The organism is Actinophytocola xinjiangensis, assembly GCF_001921215.1.
Lineage (GTDB): Bacteria > Actinomycetota > Actinomycetes > Mycobacteriales > Pseudonocardiaceae > Actinophytocola > Actinophytocola xinjiangensis.
The window spans coordinates 142045-159275 of the sequence record NZ_MSIF01000020.1; the positions used below are offsets into that span (position 1 = coordinate 142045).

Annotated in this window: 17 protein-coding genes; 10 read left to right on the forward strand and 7 right to left on the reverse strand. The window is 73.8% G+C overall.

Going from position 1 to position 17231, the window contains the following annotated elements; genetic code table 11:
- Positions 1-14 precede the first annotated feature (14 nt).
- The gene (locus BLA60_RS31065; RefSeq protein ID WP_075136610.1) at positions 15-713 is read right to left on the reverse strand and encodes a response regulator transcription factor; all 699 of its coding nucleotides are present in this window, start codon (positions 711-713) and stop codon (positions 15-17) included.
- A 133-nt stretch (positions 714-846) separates the two neighbouring features.
- On the opposite strand from BLA60_RS31065, the gene BLA60_RS31070 reads away from it, so the two are divergent.
- The 4 genes from BLA60_RS31070 (at position 847) to BLA60_RS31085 (ending at position 3642) form a co-directional block, all read left to right on the forward strand.
- Positions 847-1284 (forward strand): hypothetical protein, encoded by a 438-nt coding sequence (locus BLA60_RS31070; RefSeq protein WP_154814747.1) that lies wholly within the window; start codon positions 847-849, stop codon positions 1282-1284.
- Positions 1281-1682, forward strand: a complete 402-nt coding sequence (locus BLA60_RS31075; protein ID WP_084735461.1) for an ATP-binding protein — start codon at positions 1281-1283, stop codon at positions 1680-1682. The genes BLA60_RS31070 and BLA60_RS31075 overlap by 4 nt, the downstream gene beginning before the upstream one ends.
- A gap of 103 nt (positions 1683-1785) precedes the next feature.
- Positions 1786-2637: a hypothetical protein gene (locus tag BLA60_RS44975; RefSeq protein ID WP_154814748.1), complete on the forward strand. Its 852-nt coding sequence runs from the start codon at positions 1786-1788 to the stop codon at positions 2635-2637.
- Between the two features lie 138 nt (positions 2638-2775).
- Positions 2776-3642, forward strand: a complete 867-nt coding sequence (locus BLA60_RS31085) for a DMT family protein (RefSeq protein ID WP_075136582.1) — start codon at positions 2776-2778, stop codon at positions 3640-3642.
- Positions 3643-3983: 341 nt separating this feature from the next.
- On the opposite strand, the gene BLA60_RS31090 is transcribed toward BLA60_RS31085, so the two are convergent.
- Together BLA60_RS31090 and BLA60_RS31095 are read right to left on the reverse strand one after the other, a co-directional pair.
- Positions 3984-6707 (reverse strand): PEP-utilizing enzyme, encoded by a 2724-nt coding sequence (locus BLA60_RS31090; RefSeq protein WP_075136583.1) that lies wholly within the window; start codon positions 6705-6707, stop codon positions 3984-3986.
- Between the two features lie 34 nt (positions 6708-6741).
- Complete coding sequence (locus BLA60_RS31095) at positions 6742-8928, reverse strand: helix-turn-helix domain-containing protein (RefSeq protein ID WP_075136584.1); 2187 nt, start codon at positions 8926-8928, stop codon at positions 6742-6744.
- A gap of 101 nt (positions 8929-9029) precedes the next feature.
- On the opposite strand from BLA60_RS31095, the gene BLA60_RS31100 reads away from it, so the two are divergent.
- Positions 9030-9866 (forward strand): NAD(P)H-binding protein, encoded by an 837-nt coding sequence (locus BLA60_RS31100; protein ID WP_075136585.1) that lies wholly within the window; start codon positions 9030-9032, stop codon positions 9864-9866.
- A 66-nt stretch (positions 9867-9932) separates the two neighbouring features.
- On the forward strand, positions 9933-11114 hold the full coding sequence (locus BLA60_RS31105; protein ID WP_075136586.1) for a TerC family protein: 1182 nt from the start codon (positions 9933-9935) through the stop codon (positions 11112-11114).
- A gap of 2 nt (positions 11115-11116) precedes the next feature.
- On the opposite strand, the gene BLA60_RS31110 is transcribed toward BLA60_RS31105, so the two are convergent.
- Together BLA60_RS31110 and BLA60_RS31115 are read right to left on the reverse strand one after the other, a co-directional pair.
- Entirely contained in the window at positions 11117-11470 is a 354-nt protein-coding gene (locus BLA60_RS31110; RefSeq protein WP_075136587.1) for a BlaI/MecI/CopY family transcriptional regulator, read from the reverse strand.
- A gap of 10 nt (positions 11471-11480) precedes the next feature.
- Positions 11481-11834 carry an ArsR/SmtB family transcription factor gene (locus tag BLA60_RS31115; protein WP_075136588.1) on the reverse strand — a complete coding sequence of 118 codons (354 nt, stop codon included), beginning with the start codon at positions 11832-11834 and terminating at the stop codon, positions 11481-11483.
- 91 nt (positions 11835-11925) lie between these two features.
- On the opposite strand from BLA60_RS31115, the gene BLA60_RS31120 reads away from it, so the two are divergent.
- From BLA60_RS31120 to BLA60_RS31135, 4 genes are read left to right on the forward strand one after another with little or no spacing between them, the layout of a single operon-like run.
- Entirely contained in the window at positions 11926-12837 is a 912-nt protein-coding gene (locus BLA60_RS31120) for a cation diffusion facilitator family transporter (protein WP_084735463.1), read from the forward strand.
- A 12-nt stretch (positions 12838-12849) separates the two neighbouring features.
- Positions 12850-13485, forward strand: a complete 636-nt coding sequence (locus BLA60_RS31125; RefSeq protein ID WP_075136589.1) for a class I SAM-dependent methyltransferase — start codon at positions 12850-12852, stop codon at positions 13483-13485.
- Between the two features lie 13 nt (positions 13486-13498).
- Positions 13499-14380: a hypothetical protein gene (locus BLA60_RS31130; RefSeq protein WP_075136590.1), complete on the forward strand. Its 882-nt coding sequence runs from the start codon at positions 13499-13501 to the stop codon at positions 14378-14380.
- Positions 14380-14952: a DinB family protein gene (locus BLA60_RS31135; protein WP_075136591.1), complete on the forward strand. Its 573-nt coding sequence runs from the start codon at positions 14380-14382 to the stop codon at positions 14950-14952. Before BLA60_RS31130 ends, BLA60_RS31135 begins: the two co-directional genes overlap by 1 nt.
- Here BLA60_RS31135 and BLA60_RS31140 read toward each other — a convergent pair.
- Positions 14919-16493: a class I adenylate-forming enzyme family protein gene (locus tag BLA60_RS31140; protein ID WP_245812253.1), complete on the reverse strand. Its 1575-nt coding sequence runs from the start codon at positions 16491-16493 to the stop codon at positions 14919-14921. The two genes, BLA60_RS31135 and BLA60_RS31140, sit on opposite strands and share 34 nt — an antisense overlap.
- A partial coding sequence (locus BLA60_RS31145; protein WP_211288912.1) for a CoA transferase occupies positions 16478-17231 on the reverse strand: 754 nt, incomplete at its 5' end. The genes BLA60_RS31140 and BLA60_RS31145, both read right to left, overlap by 16 nt.

Below are 17231 nucleotides of genomic sequence, written 5' to 3' on the forward strand. Positions count from 1 at the left end.
ACCTCACGACGACCTCACGACGCCGCCTCGATCTCCGCGCGGTAGCCGACACCACGCACGGTGACGATGAGGGTCGGCTGGGCGGGGTCGGGCTCGACCTTGCGGCGCAGGCGGCGGATGTGCACGTCCAGCAGCCGGGTGTCGCCGAAGTAGCCGTAGTCCCAGACCCGTTCCAGCAGCTGTTCCCTGGTCACCACCGCCCCCTTGGCGGCAACGAGCGTGCACAGCAGCCGGAACTCGGTCTTGGTCAGCGCGATCTCCTCGCCGCCCTCGCGCAGCACCCGACCCTCGGCGACCCGCACGGTCAGCTCACCGAGAGTGAGCGTGTCGTCCTGGTCGGTGGTGCGGGTGCGGCGCAGCAGCGCACGGATCCTGGCCGCCAGCTCCCCCGCGTCCACCGGCTTGGTCACGTAGTCGTCGGCCCCGGCCTCCAGCCCGGCGATGACCTCGTGCGAGGCGGTCCGGGCGGTGACCATGATGATCGGCAGGTCGCCCAGCTCGCGGATACGCCCGCAGACCTGTAAGCCGTCCATGCCGGGCAGCATCAGGTCCAGCAGCACCACGTCGGGGTCGGGGCGGGGGTCGGTGATCAGCTCCAGGGCCTGCTCTCCGGTGGCCGCCTCCAGCACCCGGTAGCCCTCGTCGGCGAGCGCGAGCCGCAGCGCACCACGGATGCGCGCGTCGTCCTCGACCAGCAGCAGCGTGGTGGTCATTCCCGGGTCGTACCGCATGAGCTGGGACGAAGACTACATCGCCGGCGCGGATTGTCAGGCACTCGTCAGGTTGACCTGGCGGAAAACCGCCGAAGATGGCGGGGAGCCGACCCACCGGAGAACACCCGTGTTCATGAACCGCGACGACGACGCGACGCTCGTCGTGCCGACGGAGACCGACCCGCCCACCGAGGTGGTGGACGCCTGGATCCACGCCGCCCTGCGCCGGCTGCCCGCCCCGGCCCGGCTGCGGGCCGCCCTGGTGGCCAGGGAGCTGGTGGCGGACGCGCGCGGCAGACGGGCCGCGCCCTACGTGCTGCGCCTGTCGGTGCTCGACCGGCGCTCGACGCTGGCCGTCGCCGTGGACTGCGCCACCGCGGCCGACGAGCCGATGGTGACCTCCACCGAGCTGCTGGTGTCCGGCCTGTGCACCCGCTGGGGCGTCGAACGCCGCCTGTCGGCCCGCACGACGTGGGCCGAGCTGACCGTTGACGCGTCCGGCCCGCTGCGGCTGCACGCCCCTGACCAGCCCCGACCCGGGTTCCGCTTCCCGGACAGGAGGTCGCGGTGATCCCCGAGCAACGCGCCACCCGGATCCTGGGCGAGGCCCGGTTCGAGGCCACCGACCACGCGTTCCTCACCGGCCTGCGCGGCTGGCTCGAAGGGCCGCTCGACGGCTGCACCCCCGGCGTGGTCAAGGAGGTGACGATCGTGCTGGGTGAGCTGGTGGCCAACGCGTTCCAGCACGCCCGCCCGCCCTTCGCCGTGCGCCTGACCCTCCCCCGCCCGGGTCACGTCGTGCGGATGGAGGTGCACGACGGCACGGTGCCCGCGCCCACCGCGTGGCCGGCCGGTAAGGGCCTGTTCGTGGTGCGCGGACTGTGCCCGGACTGGGGTGTGGAACCCCGCCCGGAGGGCAAGGCCGTGTGGGCCGAGTTGCCGATTCTCGTGGCGCCGACAGAAAACTGACCCGGCGTTGTAACGACGGCCGTTTCCGCGCGATTCACACGAACATCAGCGGTCCTCAATCGACTGGGGTGCTCTCGTGGAGAACTCGTCCCCGGGTATGGCCATGTTCGCTTCCGAGGTGGCGGTCACCGTCACCGGGGAGATCGACCACCAGGCCGTACTCACCCGCCACCGTCCCGGCGCGACCGTCGCGGTGGAACTGGGCTGGTGCACCATCCGCACCGGCAAACACAGTGGCGAGCAGGCGATCGAGGTCCTGCTCGACGGCCAGCGGGTCGGCGAGCTGACCCACGCGATGTCGCGACGCTACGGCCCGGCGGTGTCCTGGGTGCTCACCAACGGCGGCCGCCCCGGCTGCTGGGCGAGAATTACCACCAGCGCCAAAGGCACGGAGATCGTTCTGCGCCTGCCCAAGGATCCCACCACCATTCCGAATTCCCTCGAACCGGCCCAGGCGATCATTGTTCCGCCCACTCGAAAAGCCCGCCCGTGGATGATCGCGGCCGCCGTGTTCGCCCTGATCGTCTTCCTGATCTCCGTGTCCGACACCGACGATCCGCCGGCCGCCGACAACGCCGCGAACACCGCGCCCGCCACCACCACGACGACCACGACGACCACCACCACGCCGCCCCCGACGACGACCACCACGACCACGACACCCCCGCCCACCACCACGACGACGACCACACCGCCCCCTCCGCCGCCGCCCTCGCCGAGGCGCGTGATCACCGAGGAGCCCGTCCCCCCGCCCCCGCCGCCGCCCGCCCCCAAGCCCAAGCCGGCACCGTCCTGCGACCCGAACTACAGCGGCTGCGTGCCCGTGGCCAGCGACGTCGACTGCGCCGGCGGGAGCGGCAACGGCCCGGCCTACGTCCAAGGCCCGGTGCGCGTGACCGGTGACGACATCTACGACCTGGACAGGAACGGCGACGGCGTGGCCTGCGAAAGCTGAGAGTGTTTGTCGTTGGTCACACCCGTTCCGCCCTCATCGCCGGTACGTGCCAGCTAGGCTCGCGAGGAGCGTTCCGGTGTGACGGCCGCCGGGCCCTCGGAGTCACCGGGTGAGCCGAGAGGTTGAGCGACCGCCAGCATGACCGATTTGATCATCACCATCGCGCTGTGCGTGGCGGTAGCCATCGCCTACGCGACGGCGGCGCTCATCCAGGCGCGGTACGCACACCTGACGATTCCGCAGCTGCTCCGGCTGCCGCAGCTGTGGCTGGCGATCGGGCTCAACGCGCTTGGCGCCGCGCTGCACGTCACGTCGCTGGCGTTCGGGCCGCTGTCACTCATCCAGCCGTTGGGGGTGTTGACCCTGGTCATCGCCGTTCCGTTGGCGGCGATGGGGGCCAAGCGGCGGATGACCCGCCTGGAGATCTCCGGCATGGCCAACACGGTCATCGGGCTGGCCGGTCTCACGATGATCATCACGACCACCGGGGTCGCCGACACCCTCACCTCCACCGAGCTGATCAGCCTGGTGGGCGCGACCGTGGTGGTCGTGGGATCACTGGGGGCGATGGGGCATCGGCCGGGGGCCTCGACGTTGTGGGAGGCCGTGGCCGGCGGGATCGGTTACTCCGTGTGTTCCGCGTTGTGCCAGACGGTGGTTGTCACGGTCGGGGAGGGCGGGGTGTCGGTCCTGCTGGAGCCGATCACCGTGTTGGCCGTGGTGGCGATCGCGGTGTTCGCCGTGACGGCGACGATCCTGACCCAGCGGTCGTACCGGGCGGGGTTGGCGGCGCCGCTGGCCGTGACGAACCTGGTCAATCCGGCGACGGCCACGACCATCGGGGTCGTGTTGTTGGGCGAGCACGTGGCGGCCGGGCCGCTGGGGTTGGGGTTGGCCGGGGTGTGTGGGTTGCTGAGCGGGTACGGCGTGGCGCAACTGGCCAGGGCCAGGGACACGGACCGTCCGGTGGCGCCGGTCCCCGAGGAGATCGACGCCCGGGCCTGACCGCGGTGTGCGGGCGTGACCGTTCCCGCACACCGCGACGATCACCTCACGGCAGGAAGACGGTGACCTGGTTGCTGATCGGCGAGGCGTTGCGCAGCTCGTCGATGGCCTGGAGGCTTGTCGCCCGGCGCGAACGACGCGGTGATCACGTCGCTGAACGCGACGTTGCCCGACGGGTCCTCCAGGGCCCGACGCCACCAGCGCGGCCAGCGCGGCACCCACGACGGTCAGTGTTCGCGATCTCCTCATCGTCACTCCTGTCCCTTTTCCGCTCATCGCGGCACTTCGGCGACCCGGCAACCGGATCGCCGATGGGACTACGCGGGCAGCCACCCCGAGGTTCAGTGGTGGGCGAACAGTGAGTCGTCGTGCGGGATCGGCGACGGGGCCAGCACCTCGACGGTGCCGGCGTCGCCGTCGATCCGCACGGTCGTGCCGGTGGTCAGGCGGACCGACGCGTCGCCGGTGCCGACGACACACGGCACGCCGATCTCCCTGGCGACCACGGCCGCGCCGCTGAGCACGTCTCCGACGTCGGTGACCACCCCGGCGGCGGTGGCGACCATGGCGGTGTGCCATGGCCCGGCGACCCGCACGACGAGGATCTCGCCCTCCTCGGCCCGGGTCTCCAGCGTCGCGGTGACCACCCGCACCCGGCCCTCCACGACCCCGGGCGACGCGCCGGTGCCGGTGAGCCGTTCGCCGTCGGCCGGCGGCTCCGGTTCGGCGGCGGGGTGCCACGAGCCGTTGACCGTCGCCGGCAGCCGCACGCCGCGCAGCCGCTCCAGTTCCGAGCGGCGGCGTTCGATGCGGGCCAGGGCGTCGGCCGGCGGGACGAGCAGTTCGTCGAGGGTCAGGTGGAAGACGTCGTCGGCGTGGATGAGCCGGTTGGCGGCGACCTGGCGGCGGCCCCACTCCCACGCCAGCCGGCGCAGTTCGTCGGTGTAGCGCAGGGTGGCGTCCAGGGCGACGGCGTGGTGGCGGCGGCCGGCGGCGGCCAGCTTCCCGGCGATCCCGCGCCGCACCTTCACCGGCTTGTCCACAGTGGACTCTTCGGGCTCCTCGGCCGGGGTTTCCTCGACGGGCTTCGCCTGCTCGTCCATCGGGTCCTCGGCCCACTTCTCGGTGGGCGGGTCGGCCGGAGGGTCGGCCGACTGAGCGGTGGCGTCGCCGGTCCCCTGGGAGAACCACGCACCGGCCAGCCCGTAGGCCGTCGACTCCCCGGCCGGCGGCGCGGCGGGCTCCTCCCGCGCCGGCGGCTCCTCGGAGGTGGCCGCCTCGGGCGTCCGCGGGGCCTCGCGGGACATGCCCACCGCGATGGCCAGCAACAACTCCGGGCGCTCGGCGAAGGTCGCGCCGCTCAGCTCGGTCTCCCCCGGCCCACGGTGCCCGATCCGCTCCAGCGCCTCGGCCAGCGCCCCGGCGAACTCCGGGAAGCGCTCGCGCACCGCGTCCAGGTCCCCCGCCTCGGCCGCCGCCCGCAACCGCGCGTCCGCCGCCAGCGCCGACGCCAGCGCACCCGCTTGCGCGAACACCGGCTCGCCGGCCGCGTCGGCACCTCGGGCGAGCACGGCGACCTCACCCCTGGCCCGCAGGCGCAACGGCGTGCCCATCGCGCGTTCGACCAGTTCGCCGAGCCCGCACAGCACCCAGCCCTGGCTGATCCGGTCCCGCAGCAGCCGCGCCCGCGCGTCCAGCGCCGCGTCGCCCAGCCCCGCCAGGAAAGCGTCGTCGACGTGCTCCCCGGCCGAGGTCACCGCGAACTGGCGCACCGAGGACCGGTACCGGCGCAGCACCCCGAGGAACCGGTAGCGCGCGCCGACCCGGGCGACCAGCCGGCGTGGGCCGGTCGGCAGGCCGGGCCGGTCCTCGTGGTGCAGCTCGATCTCCCCCGGGCCCTCACCGGCGAACGCCCGCGCCACCACGGTCTTCTCCGACCAGCCCGGCACGACCGGGGCCACGGCCACCGCCGCCGACACCCCGGCGTACACCCGGTGGCCGAACACGGCGTGCGCCCGCACCTCCCACTCGCGCGCGAGTGGCCCGTGCAGGCCGATCAGCCGGCCGATGACCCGGTCCGCCGCGCGCAGGCCGGCGGAGTGCACGTCGATCGACAGCGGGGTGAGCGGTTCGGGGAACGTCTCGATCGTGCGGTTGGCGTCGAACACGGCGAACCGGGGGTCGACCCGGTCGTCCAGTTCGGCCGCGATGCTGGGCAGCGACACCGAGTTCAGCACGGTGTCGTCGGCCGGCGGGCGCCCGCGCGGCGCGCGTTCGATGGGCAGCGGCAGCCGGCCGGGCACCTCGGCGGCGCCGTCGCGGCCCAGGGCACGACCCCGGGCGCCTCGGACGAGGTCGTCGAGCACCTCCTCGGTGGTCCAGCCGCACTCGAAACCCCAGTCCCGCGCGGAGTTCTTCCTGTCCGATGTGGACATCTCGGGCCAGCACGGGATCCCGCGCACCGACCGGCCGGTGACCACCGAACGCAGCGTCCCGCGCGCCTGTGCGCCGCTGATCACGCCGGGCGCGACCAGCGACACCCCACCGGTGCGGTCACCGGCCACGGCCAACAGTAGGAACCGCACCAGGTCGTCGGTGTGCAGCAGCCGCCAGCTGGTGTCCCTCGGCGCGGACAGCAGCGTCGCGTAGGTGCGGCAGGCGTACCAGTCCAGCATCCGCCCGCCCAGCGGCGCGGTCCGCACGACCACGTGCTCGGCGCCGCTGTCGCGCACCACCCGGTCGGCGTCGGCGACGTCCGGCCCGTGCGCCAGCGGCACGACGAACCGCACACCGGCCCGCGAACAGGCGGCGGCGAGCTTGCGCAGCACGGGGATCCCGCCCGACTCCGGCGCGTCCCGCTCGACCGGTACGAGGTGCACGACCACGTCACGCCCGGGGATCAACGCCTCCGCGTCCGCCGGTTCGCCGATGGTCAGCGCGACCGCCGGGTCGAGGTCGTCGTGGTCGTGCGTGGCCGTTCCGGCGACGTCGTGACCGGACGCGACCGCCGCCCTGGCGAACGCCCGGCCGAGGTCGGAGGTCACCGCGCTGATGAGAATCCGCATCCTGGCCCCTTTCCCGGCGAACGGTACACGCGGGTCATCGGCGGCTCCGGAACACCTGTGCCAGGTGCTCGGCCAGCCGCGCGTGCCGGAACTGGTACACCGCACCGGCCCTGCGCAGCACGCCACGCCGGTAGGCGTCCTCCAGGAACTCGGGGACCGCCCACGGCAGCCGGCCGTTGAGCGGCAGCCACAGCCGCCCGACCACCAGCCAGTGGCCCCACGCGCTCACGCTGGCCACGCCCAGCGCCACCGCGATTCCCAGGACCAGCCCGAACGACAGCCCGTTGACCAACCCGTGCCACGCCCCGTGGACCACGCCCACGGCGGTGGCGTACCCGGCGCCGAGCACCAGCCCGAACACCACCGACTGCACGGTCACCGTCCGCCGGTTGGTGGTGAGCAGTTCGGTGGGGCTCGCCGCCGAGCGCAGGTCGACCGGCACCTCGAAGCTGGCCATCAGCCCCCACACCAACCCGAACACCAGGCCGAACGCGAGCCCGAACAGCAGCCCGGTCATCGTCGTCGTCCCGATCCGGCCGACGATCCAGAACGTCGCCCCCAGCTCGCGCGCCAGCCCGAGGCCCACGCCGAGCCCGGACCCGACAGCGAGCCCGACGGCCAGCCGCCGCAGGAACGGCGCGCCGAGCCGGCGGGCCGCGCGGCGCTGGATGCGCACCCGGGACGGCTCGAACACCGTGCGCCCGCCGAAGGCCAGCACCGCACCGTGTCCGAGGCCGACGGTCAGCGCCATGGTCAGCGCGTCCAGCGGCCCGGCGCGCAGGCCGGCGGACAGCCCGTCGGCGAACCCGGAGCCGGTGCCGCCGGCGGTGCCGACGCCGAGGGTGTGCACCAGTCCGGTGACCACGCCGGCCACCACCCCGGCGAGCAGGCCGACCGAGGTCCCGGCGACGACCATCCGCAGCCAGCGGGGCATCCGGTCGCCGAGCTGCCACCAGGCGAGGTCGGGGGTGCCGAGGCGGTGCAGGTGGTGGGCGAGGAAGCCGAGCCAGTGCTGGACGCGTTCGGTGTCCAGGTCGGGCGACCCAGGTCGGTAGACGGTGGGCACGAAGTTGGCCAGCAGGTGCCGTTCGATGGACTCCTGGGTGGGGAACCGGGCGGTGTCGAGGAGTTCGGCCGGGTCGTGGTCGGGGGTGTCGCTGTAGAGGGTGCGGGCCAGGCCGACCATCAGCGGGGTGGTGAGCACGGTGGCCAGGTGGTCGGGCGGGGCGGCGAGCACCGGTTCCCACAGACCGTCGCGGTGGGTGGTGCGCGGCAGGTAGTCGGCGACGTCGGTCGGGGTGAGGCCGGTGAGGGTGACGCAGGCGGCGGCGGTGAGCACGTCGGTCTCGGCGACGGCGGCGCGGTACTCGTCGGGGCGGCTGGTGAGCAGCAGCGGCAGGGTGGTGGCGTTGAGCGCGGCCAGCGCGGCGCGGTGCAGGCCGGCGGCGATCTCGTCGAACCCGTCGAGCACCGGCAGTACCCGGCCGCTCTCGACGAGCGCGGCGGCCAGTGTCGAGCCGGCGGGGCCCCGGGCGGCGAGGCCGGGGTGGTCGCGCAGGAGCTGTTCGGTGAGCCAGTCGCGCAGGTCGGTGGTGGCCGGGTTCCACGAGCCGAGGCTGAAGACCACCGGGACCGGGTCGTCCTCGCCCCGGCCGGCGAGCTGCCCGAGGACGAAGCGGGTGGTCAGGATGGTCTTGCCGGACCCGGCGCTGCCGAGGATGACCAGCCGGCCGGACGGGATCCGCCGGTGGACGCCGACGATCTGGTCGAGGCTGCCGTCGAGGTCCAGCGGCCCGGCGGTCTCCCCGGCGCGGGCGCGGCGGACGTTGGCCCAGGAGTCGGTCAGCCCGGCGGGGCCGGTCCGCCAGCGGACCGGCAGCGGGAACGGGTCGTGGACCTGCCGCTGTTCCTCCTCGCGGGTCAGCCGCGCGCCCAGTTCGAAGGCGAGCTGGTGGGCGGCGTCGACCAGCGGTGCCGGCGCGGCGGGGGCGGGGCGCACGGCGTGGCCGGCGGCGGCGAGCAGCTCGACGCGTTCGTCGTCGGACAGGTCGAGGGCGTCGGCGAGTTGGCGGACGGTGCCGACCCTGGGGTCGCCGCGTTCGCCGGTCTCCAGGCCGCGGATGGTGCGCACGCCGAGGGTGGAGCGTTCGGCGAGGGTCTCCTGGGTCAGCCCGGCCCTGGTCCGCAGCCTGCGCAGCAGCGGACCGAACTGGCTCGGCACCTGTCTGACCCCCGATCGTCGCTGCCCAGACCCTAGTTGACAGCGTCTCCGGCCCGAGATAGCTTCGCTATCAAAATAGCTTTGCAAACAAAGGAGTCGACGTGACGATTCTCGTGACCGGCGCCCGGGGCTCCCTCGGCGGCCGGGTACTGTCCCGGCTCGCCGGGGCCGGCCACCCGGTACGCGGCACGGCCAGGGACGCCGGCGCCCTGGACCTGCCCGAGGGCGCCGAGCCCGCCGAACTCGACGTCACCGCGACCGGCCCGTGGCCCGCGCTGCGCGGCGTGACCGAGCTGTTCCTCTACACCGTGCGCGGCGACGCCGGGCCGTTCCTGGCCGCCGCCCGCGAGGCCGGCGTGCGGCACGTCGTGCTGCTGTCCTCACCGGCCGCCTACGACGTCGGCGAGTTCGACCAGCCGATCGGCCTGATCCACCGCGCGATGGAACGGGCCGTGGCCGACTCGGGCCTGCCTCACACCGTCGTGTACCCCAGCTGGCTGGCCACCAACGCCCGGCGTGACTGGGGCGACCAGCTCCGCGCCGAGGGCCGGATCGCCATGGCCCACCCCGACGCCCAGGTCAACCCGGTGCACCCGGACGACGTCGCCGAGGTCGCCGTCGCGCTGCTGACCGGGACCCGGCACCGCGCGCGCCGGCTGGTGGTCACCGGACCGGCCTCGGTGCGTCAGCGCGACCTCGTCGAGGTCCTGGGAAAGGTTCTGGGCAAGGCCATTCCCGTCGACGAGCTGACCCGGGAGCAGGCCATCGCCGCCCGGCCGCCGTGGCTGCCGGAGGACATCCTGACCACCCTGCTCGACGTCAGCGCGCAGGCCGTCGGCGTGCCGGCGGCGGTGACCAACACCGTCGAGCGGGTCACCGGCCACCCGGCCCGCCCGTTCGCCGACTGGGCCCGCCAGGCGGGGTTCACGATCGGGTGACTGTCCGCTGTGGACCATCGCTGAGTCCGGTTACGCTGCTCGGGGTGCCGATCCCGGAGGGCGCGCATGACCGTTCCTGGCTACGTGTGGGCGCTCACCGTCGCCGGCATCATCGGCCTGCTGCTGTTCGACTTCGTGTTCCACGTCCGCAAGGCCCACATCCCGACCCTGCGTGAGGCGGGCGTCTGGTCGACCCTCTACATCGGCGTCGCCGTCCTGTTCGGCGTCGGCGTGCTGCTGGTCGGCGGCACGACGATGGGCGCGGAGTACTTCGCCGGGTACGTCACGGAGAAGGCGCTGTCGGTCGACAACCTGTTCGTGTTCCTGGTCATCATGTCCAGCTTCAAGGTCCCGCGCGCCGACCAGCAGAAGGTGCTGCTCATCGGCATCGTGATCTCGCTGGTCGCGCGGACCGGGTTCATCCTGCTCGGCGCCGCGCTGATCGAGGCGTTCGCCTGGGTGTTCTACCTGTTCGGCCTGATCCTGCTGATCACCGCCGGCAACCTGGCCCGGCCGTCGGGCGAGGAGAGCCGCTCGGCGGACAACCTGATGGTCCGCATCGCGCGGAAACTGTTCCGCACCACCACCGAGTACGACGGCGACCGGATGTTCACCATGCGGGACGGCCACCGGGTGATGACGCCGATGCTGCTGGTCATGGTCGCCATCGGCGGCACCGACCTGCTGTTCGCGCTGGACTCCATCCCGGCGATCTTCGGCCTCACCCAGAGCGCCTACCTGGTGTTCACGGCGACCGCGTTCTCGCTGCTGGGCCTGCGCCAGCTGTACTTCCTCATCGACGGGTTGCTCAACCGCCTGGTGTACCTGAGTTTCGGGCTGGCGGTGATCCTGGCGTTCATCGGCGTGAAGCTCATCCTGCACGCGCTGCACGAGAACAACGTGCCGTTCATCAACGACGGCCAGCCGGTGAACGTCGCCGAGATCAGCACCGGCCTGTCCCTGGTGGTGATCTTCGGCGTGCTGGTGGTGACCATCGTGGCGTCGCTGACCAGCCGGTGGGGCCGCGCGCAGAACGTCATCTACGCCGCCCGCCGGCACGCCACCGAGTACCTGGAGATCGAGAACGACCCGACGCGCCGCGCGGAGATCTTCGGCCTGCTCGCCGCCGAGGAGCAGACCCTCAGGGCGCTGCCGGAGAAGTACCGCGCGCGCATCCGCGAGGAGGACAAGCTGATGTCGCTGCTCCACCGCGCGCACACCGAACGCGACCGCGAGCTCAGCCGCTGACCTCAGCCGCTGACGGCCAGCCGTTCACTCAGTGCGGTGCTCAGTGCCCGTGCCTCGGACCCGGTGACCGTCTCGGCGAACCGGGCCAGCGCCGCCTCGCGGTCGCCGGCGAGGTCCAGCGCGTCGAGCATCTGCCGGGCCACGAACGAGTCCTGGCTGGCGACCGGCTCGTAGCGCCACGCCCGCCCGTCCCGCTCCCGGCGGACCACGCCCTTCTTCTCCAGGCGGTCCAGCACGGTCATGACGGTCGTGTACGCGAGGTCGCGTCCGGTCAGCGCCTCGACGACGTCGCGTACCAGACACGGCGATCCGCTGTCCCACAGGACGTCGAGCACCGCGCGTTCCAGCTTGCCCACGCCAACTCCCTCAGTCGTGGTCGGGTGTGCCGGACACCCGGTGGTCGGCGGCACCGAGGGCCTCGGTGAGCATCCGCCGCACGTGTCCGCCCTTGGCCCGGTACACCGCGCGCCGGCCGTCGCGGTGGGTGCTGACCAGCCCGGCGAGGCGGAGCTTGGCCAGGTGCTGGGACACCGCCGGGCGGGCGATGCCGACCTCGGCGGCCAGGCTGGTGACGTCGTACTCGCCGCCGCAGAGCAGCCACAGCATCCGCAGGCGGGTCGGGTCGGCCAGCATGCGGAACGACTCGACCGCGACCGCGACGTGCTCGGGCGGCGGGAGCTGGTGCGGGCCGACGTCGACGCCCGCCTCGGGTGCGTGCATGGGCACATCCTCCCAGGCATCGGCCGCAGTCGCCGGTGGTTGGCAGTTGCAGCGTTGTCGCGTGCGCACTTGAGCACGTATTGTGCGAGCCATGGGAACCGGACACGGTCATGGCCATGGGCACGGGCACGGCGTGGTGGACACCAGCGCCCAGGGCCTGCGCGCGCTGTGGATCTCCTTCACCGTCCTGCTGGTCACGGCGGTGGCCCAGGCCGTCCTGGTCGCCGTCACCGGCTCGGTGGCCCTGCTGGGCGACACCCTGCACAACGCCGCCGACGCGCTCACCGCCGTCCCGCTGGGCATCGCGTTCCTGCTCGGCCGGCGCGCCGCCACCCGCCGGTTCACCTACGGCCTCGGCCGCGCCGAGGACCTGGCCGGGCTGGTGATCGTCGCGGTCATCGCCGCCTCGGCCGTGCTCGCCGGCTGGCAGGCCGCGCAACGCCTGGCCAACCCCCAGGACCTCGACCACGCCGGCTGGGTCGCGGCCGCCGGTGTCGTCGGCTTCGCCGGCAACGAGTGGGTCGCGCGCTACCGGATCTCCGTCGGCCGGCGGATCGGCTCGGCCGCGCTGGTCGCCGACGGCCTGCACGCGCGCACCGACGGGTTCACCAGCCTCGCCGTGGTCGCCGCCGCCGGCGGCGGCGCACTGGGCTGGCGGTGGGTCGACCCGGTCGTCGGCCTGGCCATCGCGGCGGCGATCGCCGTCGTCGTGTGGGGCGCGGCCCGCGAGGTGTTCGCCCGGCTGCTCGACGCCGTCGACCCCGACCTGGTCGACCAGGCGGAACGGACCCTGCGCGCCACGACCGGCGTGCGCGGGGTCGACTGGGTACGGCTGCGCTGGGTCGGCCACGACCTGACCGCCGAGGTCGGGGTCGCGGTCGCCGCCGACCTCACCGTCAGCGCCGCGCACACCATCGCCGACGACGCCCGGCACCGGCTCGCCGACGCGCTGCCCCGACTGACCAGGGTCACCGTCCAGCCGACCCCGACGGCGCCGGCATGAGAGTCTGCGGGTATGGCCAACGACAAGCGCGTACGCCACCCGATCTTCTCCCGCTACTACCCGAAGCTGATCGCGAACCTGGAGAAGGCCGGTATCGGTGAGCACCGCAGGACCCTGCTGACCGGACTGACCGGCGAGGTCGTCGAGGTCGGCGCGGGCAACGACGCGAACTTCCGGTACTACCCGCCGACGGTGACCAGGGTCCTGGCGGTCGAGCCGGAGCGGCGACTGCGGGGCCTGGCCGAGGCCGCCGCCCGGGACGCGCCGGTGCCGGTGGAGGTCGTCGACGGCCTCGCCCAACGCCTGCCGGCCGCCGACGACTCGGCCGACGCCGTGATCTGCGCGCTGGTCCTGTGCTCGGTCGGCGACCAGGCTCCGGTGCTGCGGGAGATCCGCCGGATCCTGGCGCCCGGCGGCGAGTTCCGGTTCTTCGAGCACGTCCGGGCCGACACCCCGGGCATGATCCGCGCCCAGCGGGTCCTGGACGCGACGCTGTGGCCGCTGCTGGCCGGCGGCTGCCACATGGGCCGCGACACCACGGCCGCGATCCGCGACGCCGGCTTCACCGTGACCCGGCTGGACCGGTTCCGGTTCCCGGACGTCGCCTCGCCGTCGGCCAGCCACGTCCTCGGCTCCGCCACCCTCTGACCACGGGACAACCATGGATCTCCAGGCCGCCGCGTCGTTCCTCGCCACCCACGGCCGCCAGCTCGACCGCCGCCGGTTCGAGTACCTGCTGGCCGGCCCGGGCGCCGACCCCGGCCCGGTGCTGGCCGCCGTCGACGCGTACCGCAACGCCGACGGCGGCTACGGCTGGGGCCTGGAACCGGACCTGCGGGCGCCGGAGAGCCAGCCGGGCGGGGCGCTGCACGCGCTGGAGGTCTTCGCCGAGGCCGGGCCGACGCCCCGGTCGGTCGAGGTGTGCGACTGGCTGGGCCGGGTCGCGCTGCCCGACGGCGGGATGCCCTTCGCCCTGCCGGTCGCCGACCCGACCGGCTGCGCGCCGTTCTGGGTGGACGCCGACCCTGGCGTGTCGTCGTTGCAGAGCACCGCGTTCGTCGCCGGGGTGGCCCACCAGGTGGCCGCCAGGGACCCGGCCGTCGCCGCGCACCCGTGGCTGGCGGCCGCGACCCGCTACTGCCTGGACGCCGTCGCCGCCCTCGACGCCCGGCCGCACGCCATCGAGCTGAGCTTCGCCATCGGCTTCCTGGACGCCGTCCACGACACCCACCCCGAGGCGGACGCGTTGCTGGACCGGCTCGCCGCGTTCGTCCCACCGGACGGGCTGGTCCCGGTGGACGGTGGCAGCGACGGCGAGACCATGCGCCCGCTCGACTTCGCGCCGCTGCCCGACCGCCCGGCGCGCCGGCTGTTCACCCCCGAGGTGATCGCCGCCGATCTGGCGCGCGTGGCCGGGGGTCAGCAGGACGACGGTGGCTGGCGGGTCGACTTCGCCAGCTTCTCGCCAGCGGCGGAAATGGAGTGGCGCGGCTACGCTACCGTCGGGGCCATGAACATGTTGACAGCCAACGGTATCCGTTGATGACGTTCCTGCACGACTACCTGCGTTCCGGGCGCGAGGCGCTGCTCTGGAAGCTCGACGGCCTGTCCGAGTACGACGTGCGCCGACCGATGACCCCGACCGGGACGAACCTGCTCGGCATGGTCAAACACGTGGCCGGCTGTGAGATCGCCTACTTCGGTGACACCTTCGGCCGCCCGTTCCCCGGCGCGGACTCCCTGCCGTGGCTGGCCGAGGACGCCGAGCCCAACGCCGACATGTGGGCCACCGCCGAGGAGTCCCGCGAGTACATCGTGGACTTCTACCGCCGGGTCTGCACGCACTCGGACGTGACCATCACCTCGCTGGACCTGGACGCCCCCGGCCGGGTCGGGCACTGGGCGCCCGAGCGGCAGGCGGTGACCCTGCACCGGATCCTGGTGCACATGATCGCCGAGACTCACCGGCACGCCGGCCACGCCGACATCATCCGCGAGATGATCGACGGCGCCACCGGGATGCGCCTTGGCAACGACAACATGGCGCCGGGCGACCAGGCGTGGTGGTCGGACTACCACGATCAGCTGGAGCGGGTGGCCCGCGAGTTCTCCTGAGCGGCCAGGGTCCGGCGGCACACCTTGCCCGTCGGGCCCACCGGAAGTTCGGCCAGCACGACCAGCCGCTCGGGGAGCTTGCGTCGCTCCAGGCCGCGTTCGCGTTCCAGGAAACCGGTCAGCCCGGCCAACGTCAGCTCCTCTGTGGACTGTCGCAGTTGGACGTAGGCGCAGACCCGCTCGCCCAGGTCGGCGTCGGGCACCGGCAGGCACACCACCTCGACCACCGACGGGTGGCTGCCGATGTGCCCCTCCACCTCCGCCAGGCTGATGTTCAGCCCGCCGCGCACGGCGACCTGGCGCAGCCGGCCGGTCACGTGCAGGACCCCGTTCTCGTCGAACTCGCCCTGGTCGCCGGTGCGCACCCAGCCGCCGGGCAGCCGGTGGCGCCCGTCCAGCTCGATGGACCCCACGTAGCACAGCGGGGTCATCGGCCCCAGCGCCTGGATCTCCCCGTCCACCACCCGGATGTCGGTGACCGCCGGGTCCGGCACCCCCACCCCGGCGCCCCTGGTGTGGCAGTTCACCCCGTCCGACGAGCCGTACACGTTGGTCAGCGGGCACCCGAACCGCCACCGGCACTCCTGGGCCGTGTCGTGGGACAGCGCGGCGCCGCTGGCGACCAGCCCCCGCAGCGACGACAGGTCCTCGCCGTCGACCCGCGGCGCCGTGGCCAGCCGCCGCAGCATCGTCGGCACACCGAACACGTGCGATGGCCGGTGCCGGCTGATCGCCGCCAGCGCCCCCGCCGGGTCGAACCGTCCGATGAGGACCAGCGTCCCGCCGTGCGCGGCGATGGTCGCCGGCACCCCGAACGAACCGAACGCGGAGGCCAGCGGCACCAGCACCAGGTCCCTCGGCTCGGGCCCGCGCACCGCCCGCAGGTAGTTCGCCCGCCCGCCGACCAGCGCGTTGTGCGAGTAGGCCACCATCTTCGGCTCGGCCTCCGACCCGGAGGACACCAGCACCCTGGCCGGCGCCTCGGCGTCCACGGGCACCGGCGTGAACCCCGGCCCGTCAGGCACCTGGCCGGCCACGAACACCTCCCGCAGCCGGGGCAGCTCGTGGCGGACCGAGCGCACGGCGTCGGCCAGCTCACCGGTCCCGGTGATCACCGCCCGCGCCCGCGACCGGCCGAGCAGGCTCACGGTGTCCCGGGTTCCCGGCCCGGCCACGAACGGCAGCGCCACCGCCCCCAGCGCGGCCACCGCCAGCTCGGCGACCACCGCGTCCCGCCCGTTGACCAGCTGGAGCCCGATGACGTCCCGCGACCCCAGGTCCGCCGCCGCCAGCCCGGCGGCCAGCCGGCGGGCGGCCGCGTCGAGTTCGGCGTAGGTCAGCTCCCCGCCGGTGTCGATGCCGACGTCCGCGACCGCGACCCGGTCGGGGTGCTCGGCCACCCGCGCGGCGAACGTCGTGTACAGGTCGACGTCGGGACAGTGCCCGTCGCGGACCCAGCGGCGACGCAGGTAGCCCGGCACCAGGTCCCGCAGCACCAGCCCGTCGCGCGACACCCACACCCCGCTCACCCGAACCGCCACGGCGGCCGGACCAGGCAGCACCCGTCCCACTCCAACGCGCCGGCGAAGTCGGGGTCGGCGGCGAGGGCGGCCAGGTCGTCGCGGGTCCCGACGGCCGGCTCGGGCCGCGGGGCGACCGGCGCGTCACGGCACAGCAGGGCCGAGGACAGCAGGGAGGAGTCCACCCGCTGGCCCGCGCCCGTGCGGTCCCTGGCCAGCAGCGCGGCCAGCACCCCGGTCGCCGACACCAGCCCGCCGAGCACGTCGGTCAGGGTCATCAGCGACGGGTCCGGCCCGACCGCCGCCGCCAGACCGCTGTGGGCCTGCACCACGTAGTCGGTGCCCAGCGGCGGACGCGGCCCCAGCAGCTCACCCCAGCCCGACGCCCACGCGTACACCAGGTCCGGCCGGGTCGCCCCGAGCGCGGTGACGTCCAGCCCGAGGGCTTCCGCCTTGCCCGGCGCCCAGTTGTGCAGGAACACGTCCGCGCCGGCCACCAGCTCCTGCACCCCGCGCCGCCCCGAGGCCGTGGTGATGTCCAGCTCCACGGCCCGTTTGCCCCGGTTGAGCGCCACGAACCGCGCCGAGGTCCCGCCGGCCAGCGGCTCGACCCCGCGCGCCGGGTCGCCCCCGGGGGGCTCGATCCGCACGACGCTCGCGCCGAGCAGGCCCAGGACGTGCCCGGCCAGCGGCCCCTGGACCCGCCGGCACGCCTCGACGACCACGATCCCGGCCAGCGGCCCGCCGCCGCCCGCCGCC

What these genes read in the sequence shown, in the direction of transcription:
- BLA60_RS31130 (WP_075136590.1), top strand. Translation starts at nt 13,499, where the DNA reads ATGGATCTCCAGGCCGCCGCGTCGTTCCTCGCCACCCACGGCCGCCAG.
- BLA60_RS31135 (WP_075136591.1), top strand. Translation starts at nt 14,380, where the DNA reads ATGACGTTCCTGCACGACTACCTGCGTTCCGGGCGCGAGGCGCTGCTC.
- BLA60_RS31065 (WP_075136610.1), bottom strand. Translation starts at nt 713, where the DNA reads ATGACCACCACGCTGCTGCTGGTCGAGGACGACGCGCGCATCCGTGGT.
- BLA60_RS31105 (WP_075136586.1), top strand. Translation starts at nt 9,933, where the DNA reads ATGACCGTTCCTGGCTACGTGTGGGCGCTCACCGTCGCCGGCATCATC.
- BLA60_RS31085 (WP_075136582.1), top strand. Translation starts at nt 2,776, where the DNA reads ATGACCGATTTGATCATCACCATCGCGCTGTGCGTGGCGGTAGCCATC.
- BLA60_RS44975 (WP_154814748.1), top strand. Translation starts at nt 1,786, where the DNA reads ATGTTCGCTTCCGAGGTGGCGGTCACCGTCACCGGGGAGATCGACCAC.
- BLA60_RS31115 (WP_075136588.1), bottom strand. Translation starts at nt 11,834, where the DNA reads ATGCACGCACCCGAGGCGGGCGTCGACGTCGGCCCGCACCAGCTCCCG.
- BLA60_RS31125 (WP_075136589.1), top strand. Translation starts at nt 12,850, where the DNA reads ATGGCCAACGACAAGCGCGTACGCCACCCGATCTTCTCCCGCTACTAC.
- BLA60_RS31120 (WP_084735463.1), top strand. Translation starts at nt 11,926, where the DNA reads ATGGGAACCGGACACGGTCATGGCCATGGGCACGGGCACGGCGTGGTG.
- BLA60_RS31070 (WP_154814747.1), top strand. Translation starts at nt 847, where the DNA reads ATGAACCGCGACGACGACGCGACGCTCGTCGTGCCGACGGAGACCGAC.
- BLA60_RS31090 (WP_075136583.1), bottom strand. Translation starts at nt 6,707, where the DNA reads ATGCGGATTCTCATCAGCGCGGTGACCTCCGACCTCGGCCGGGCGTTC.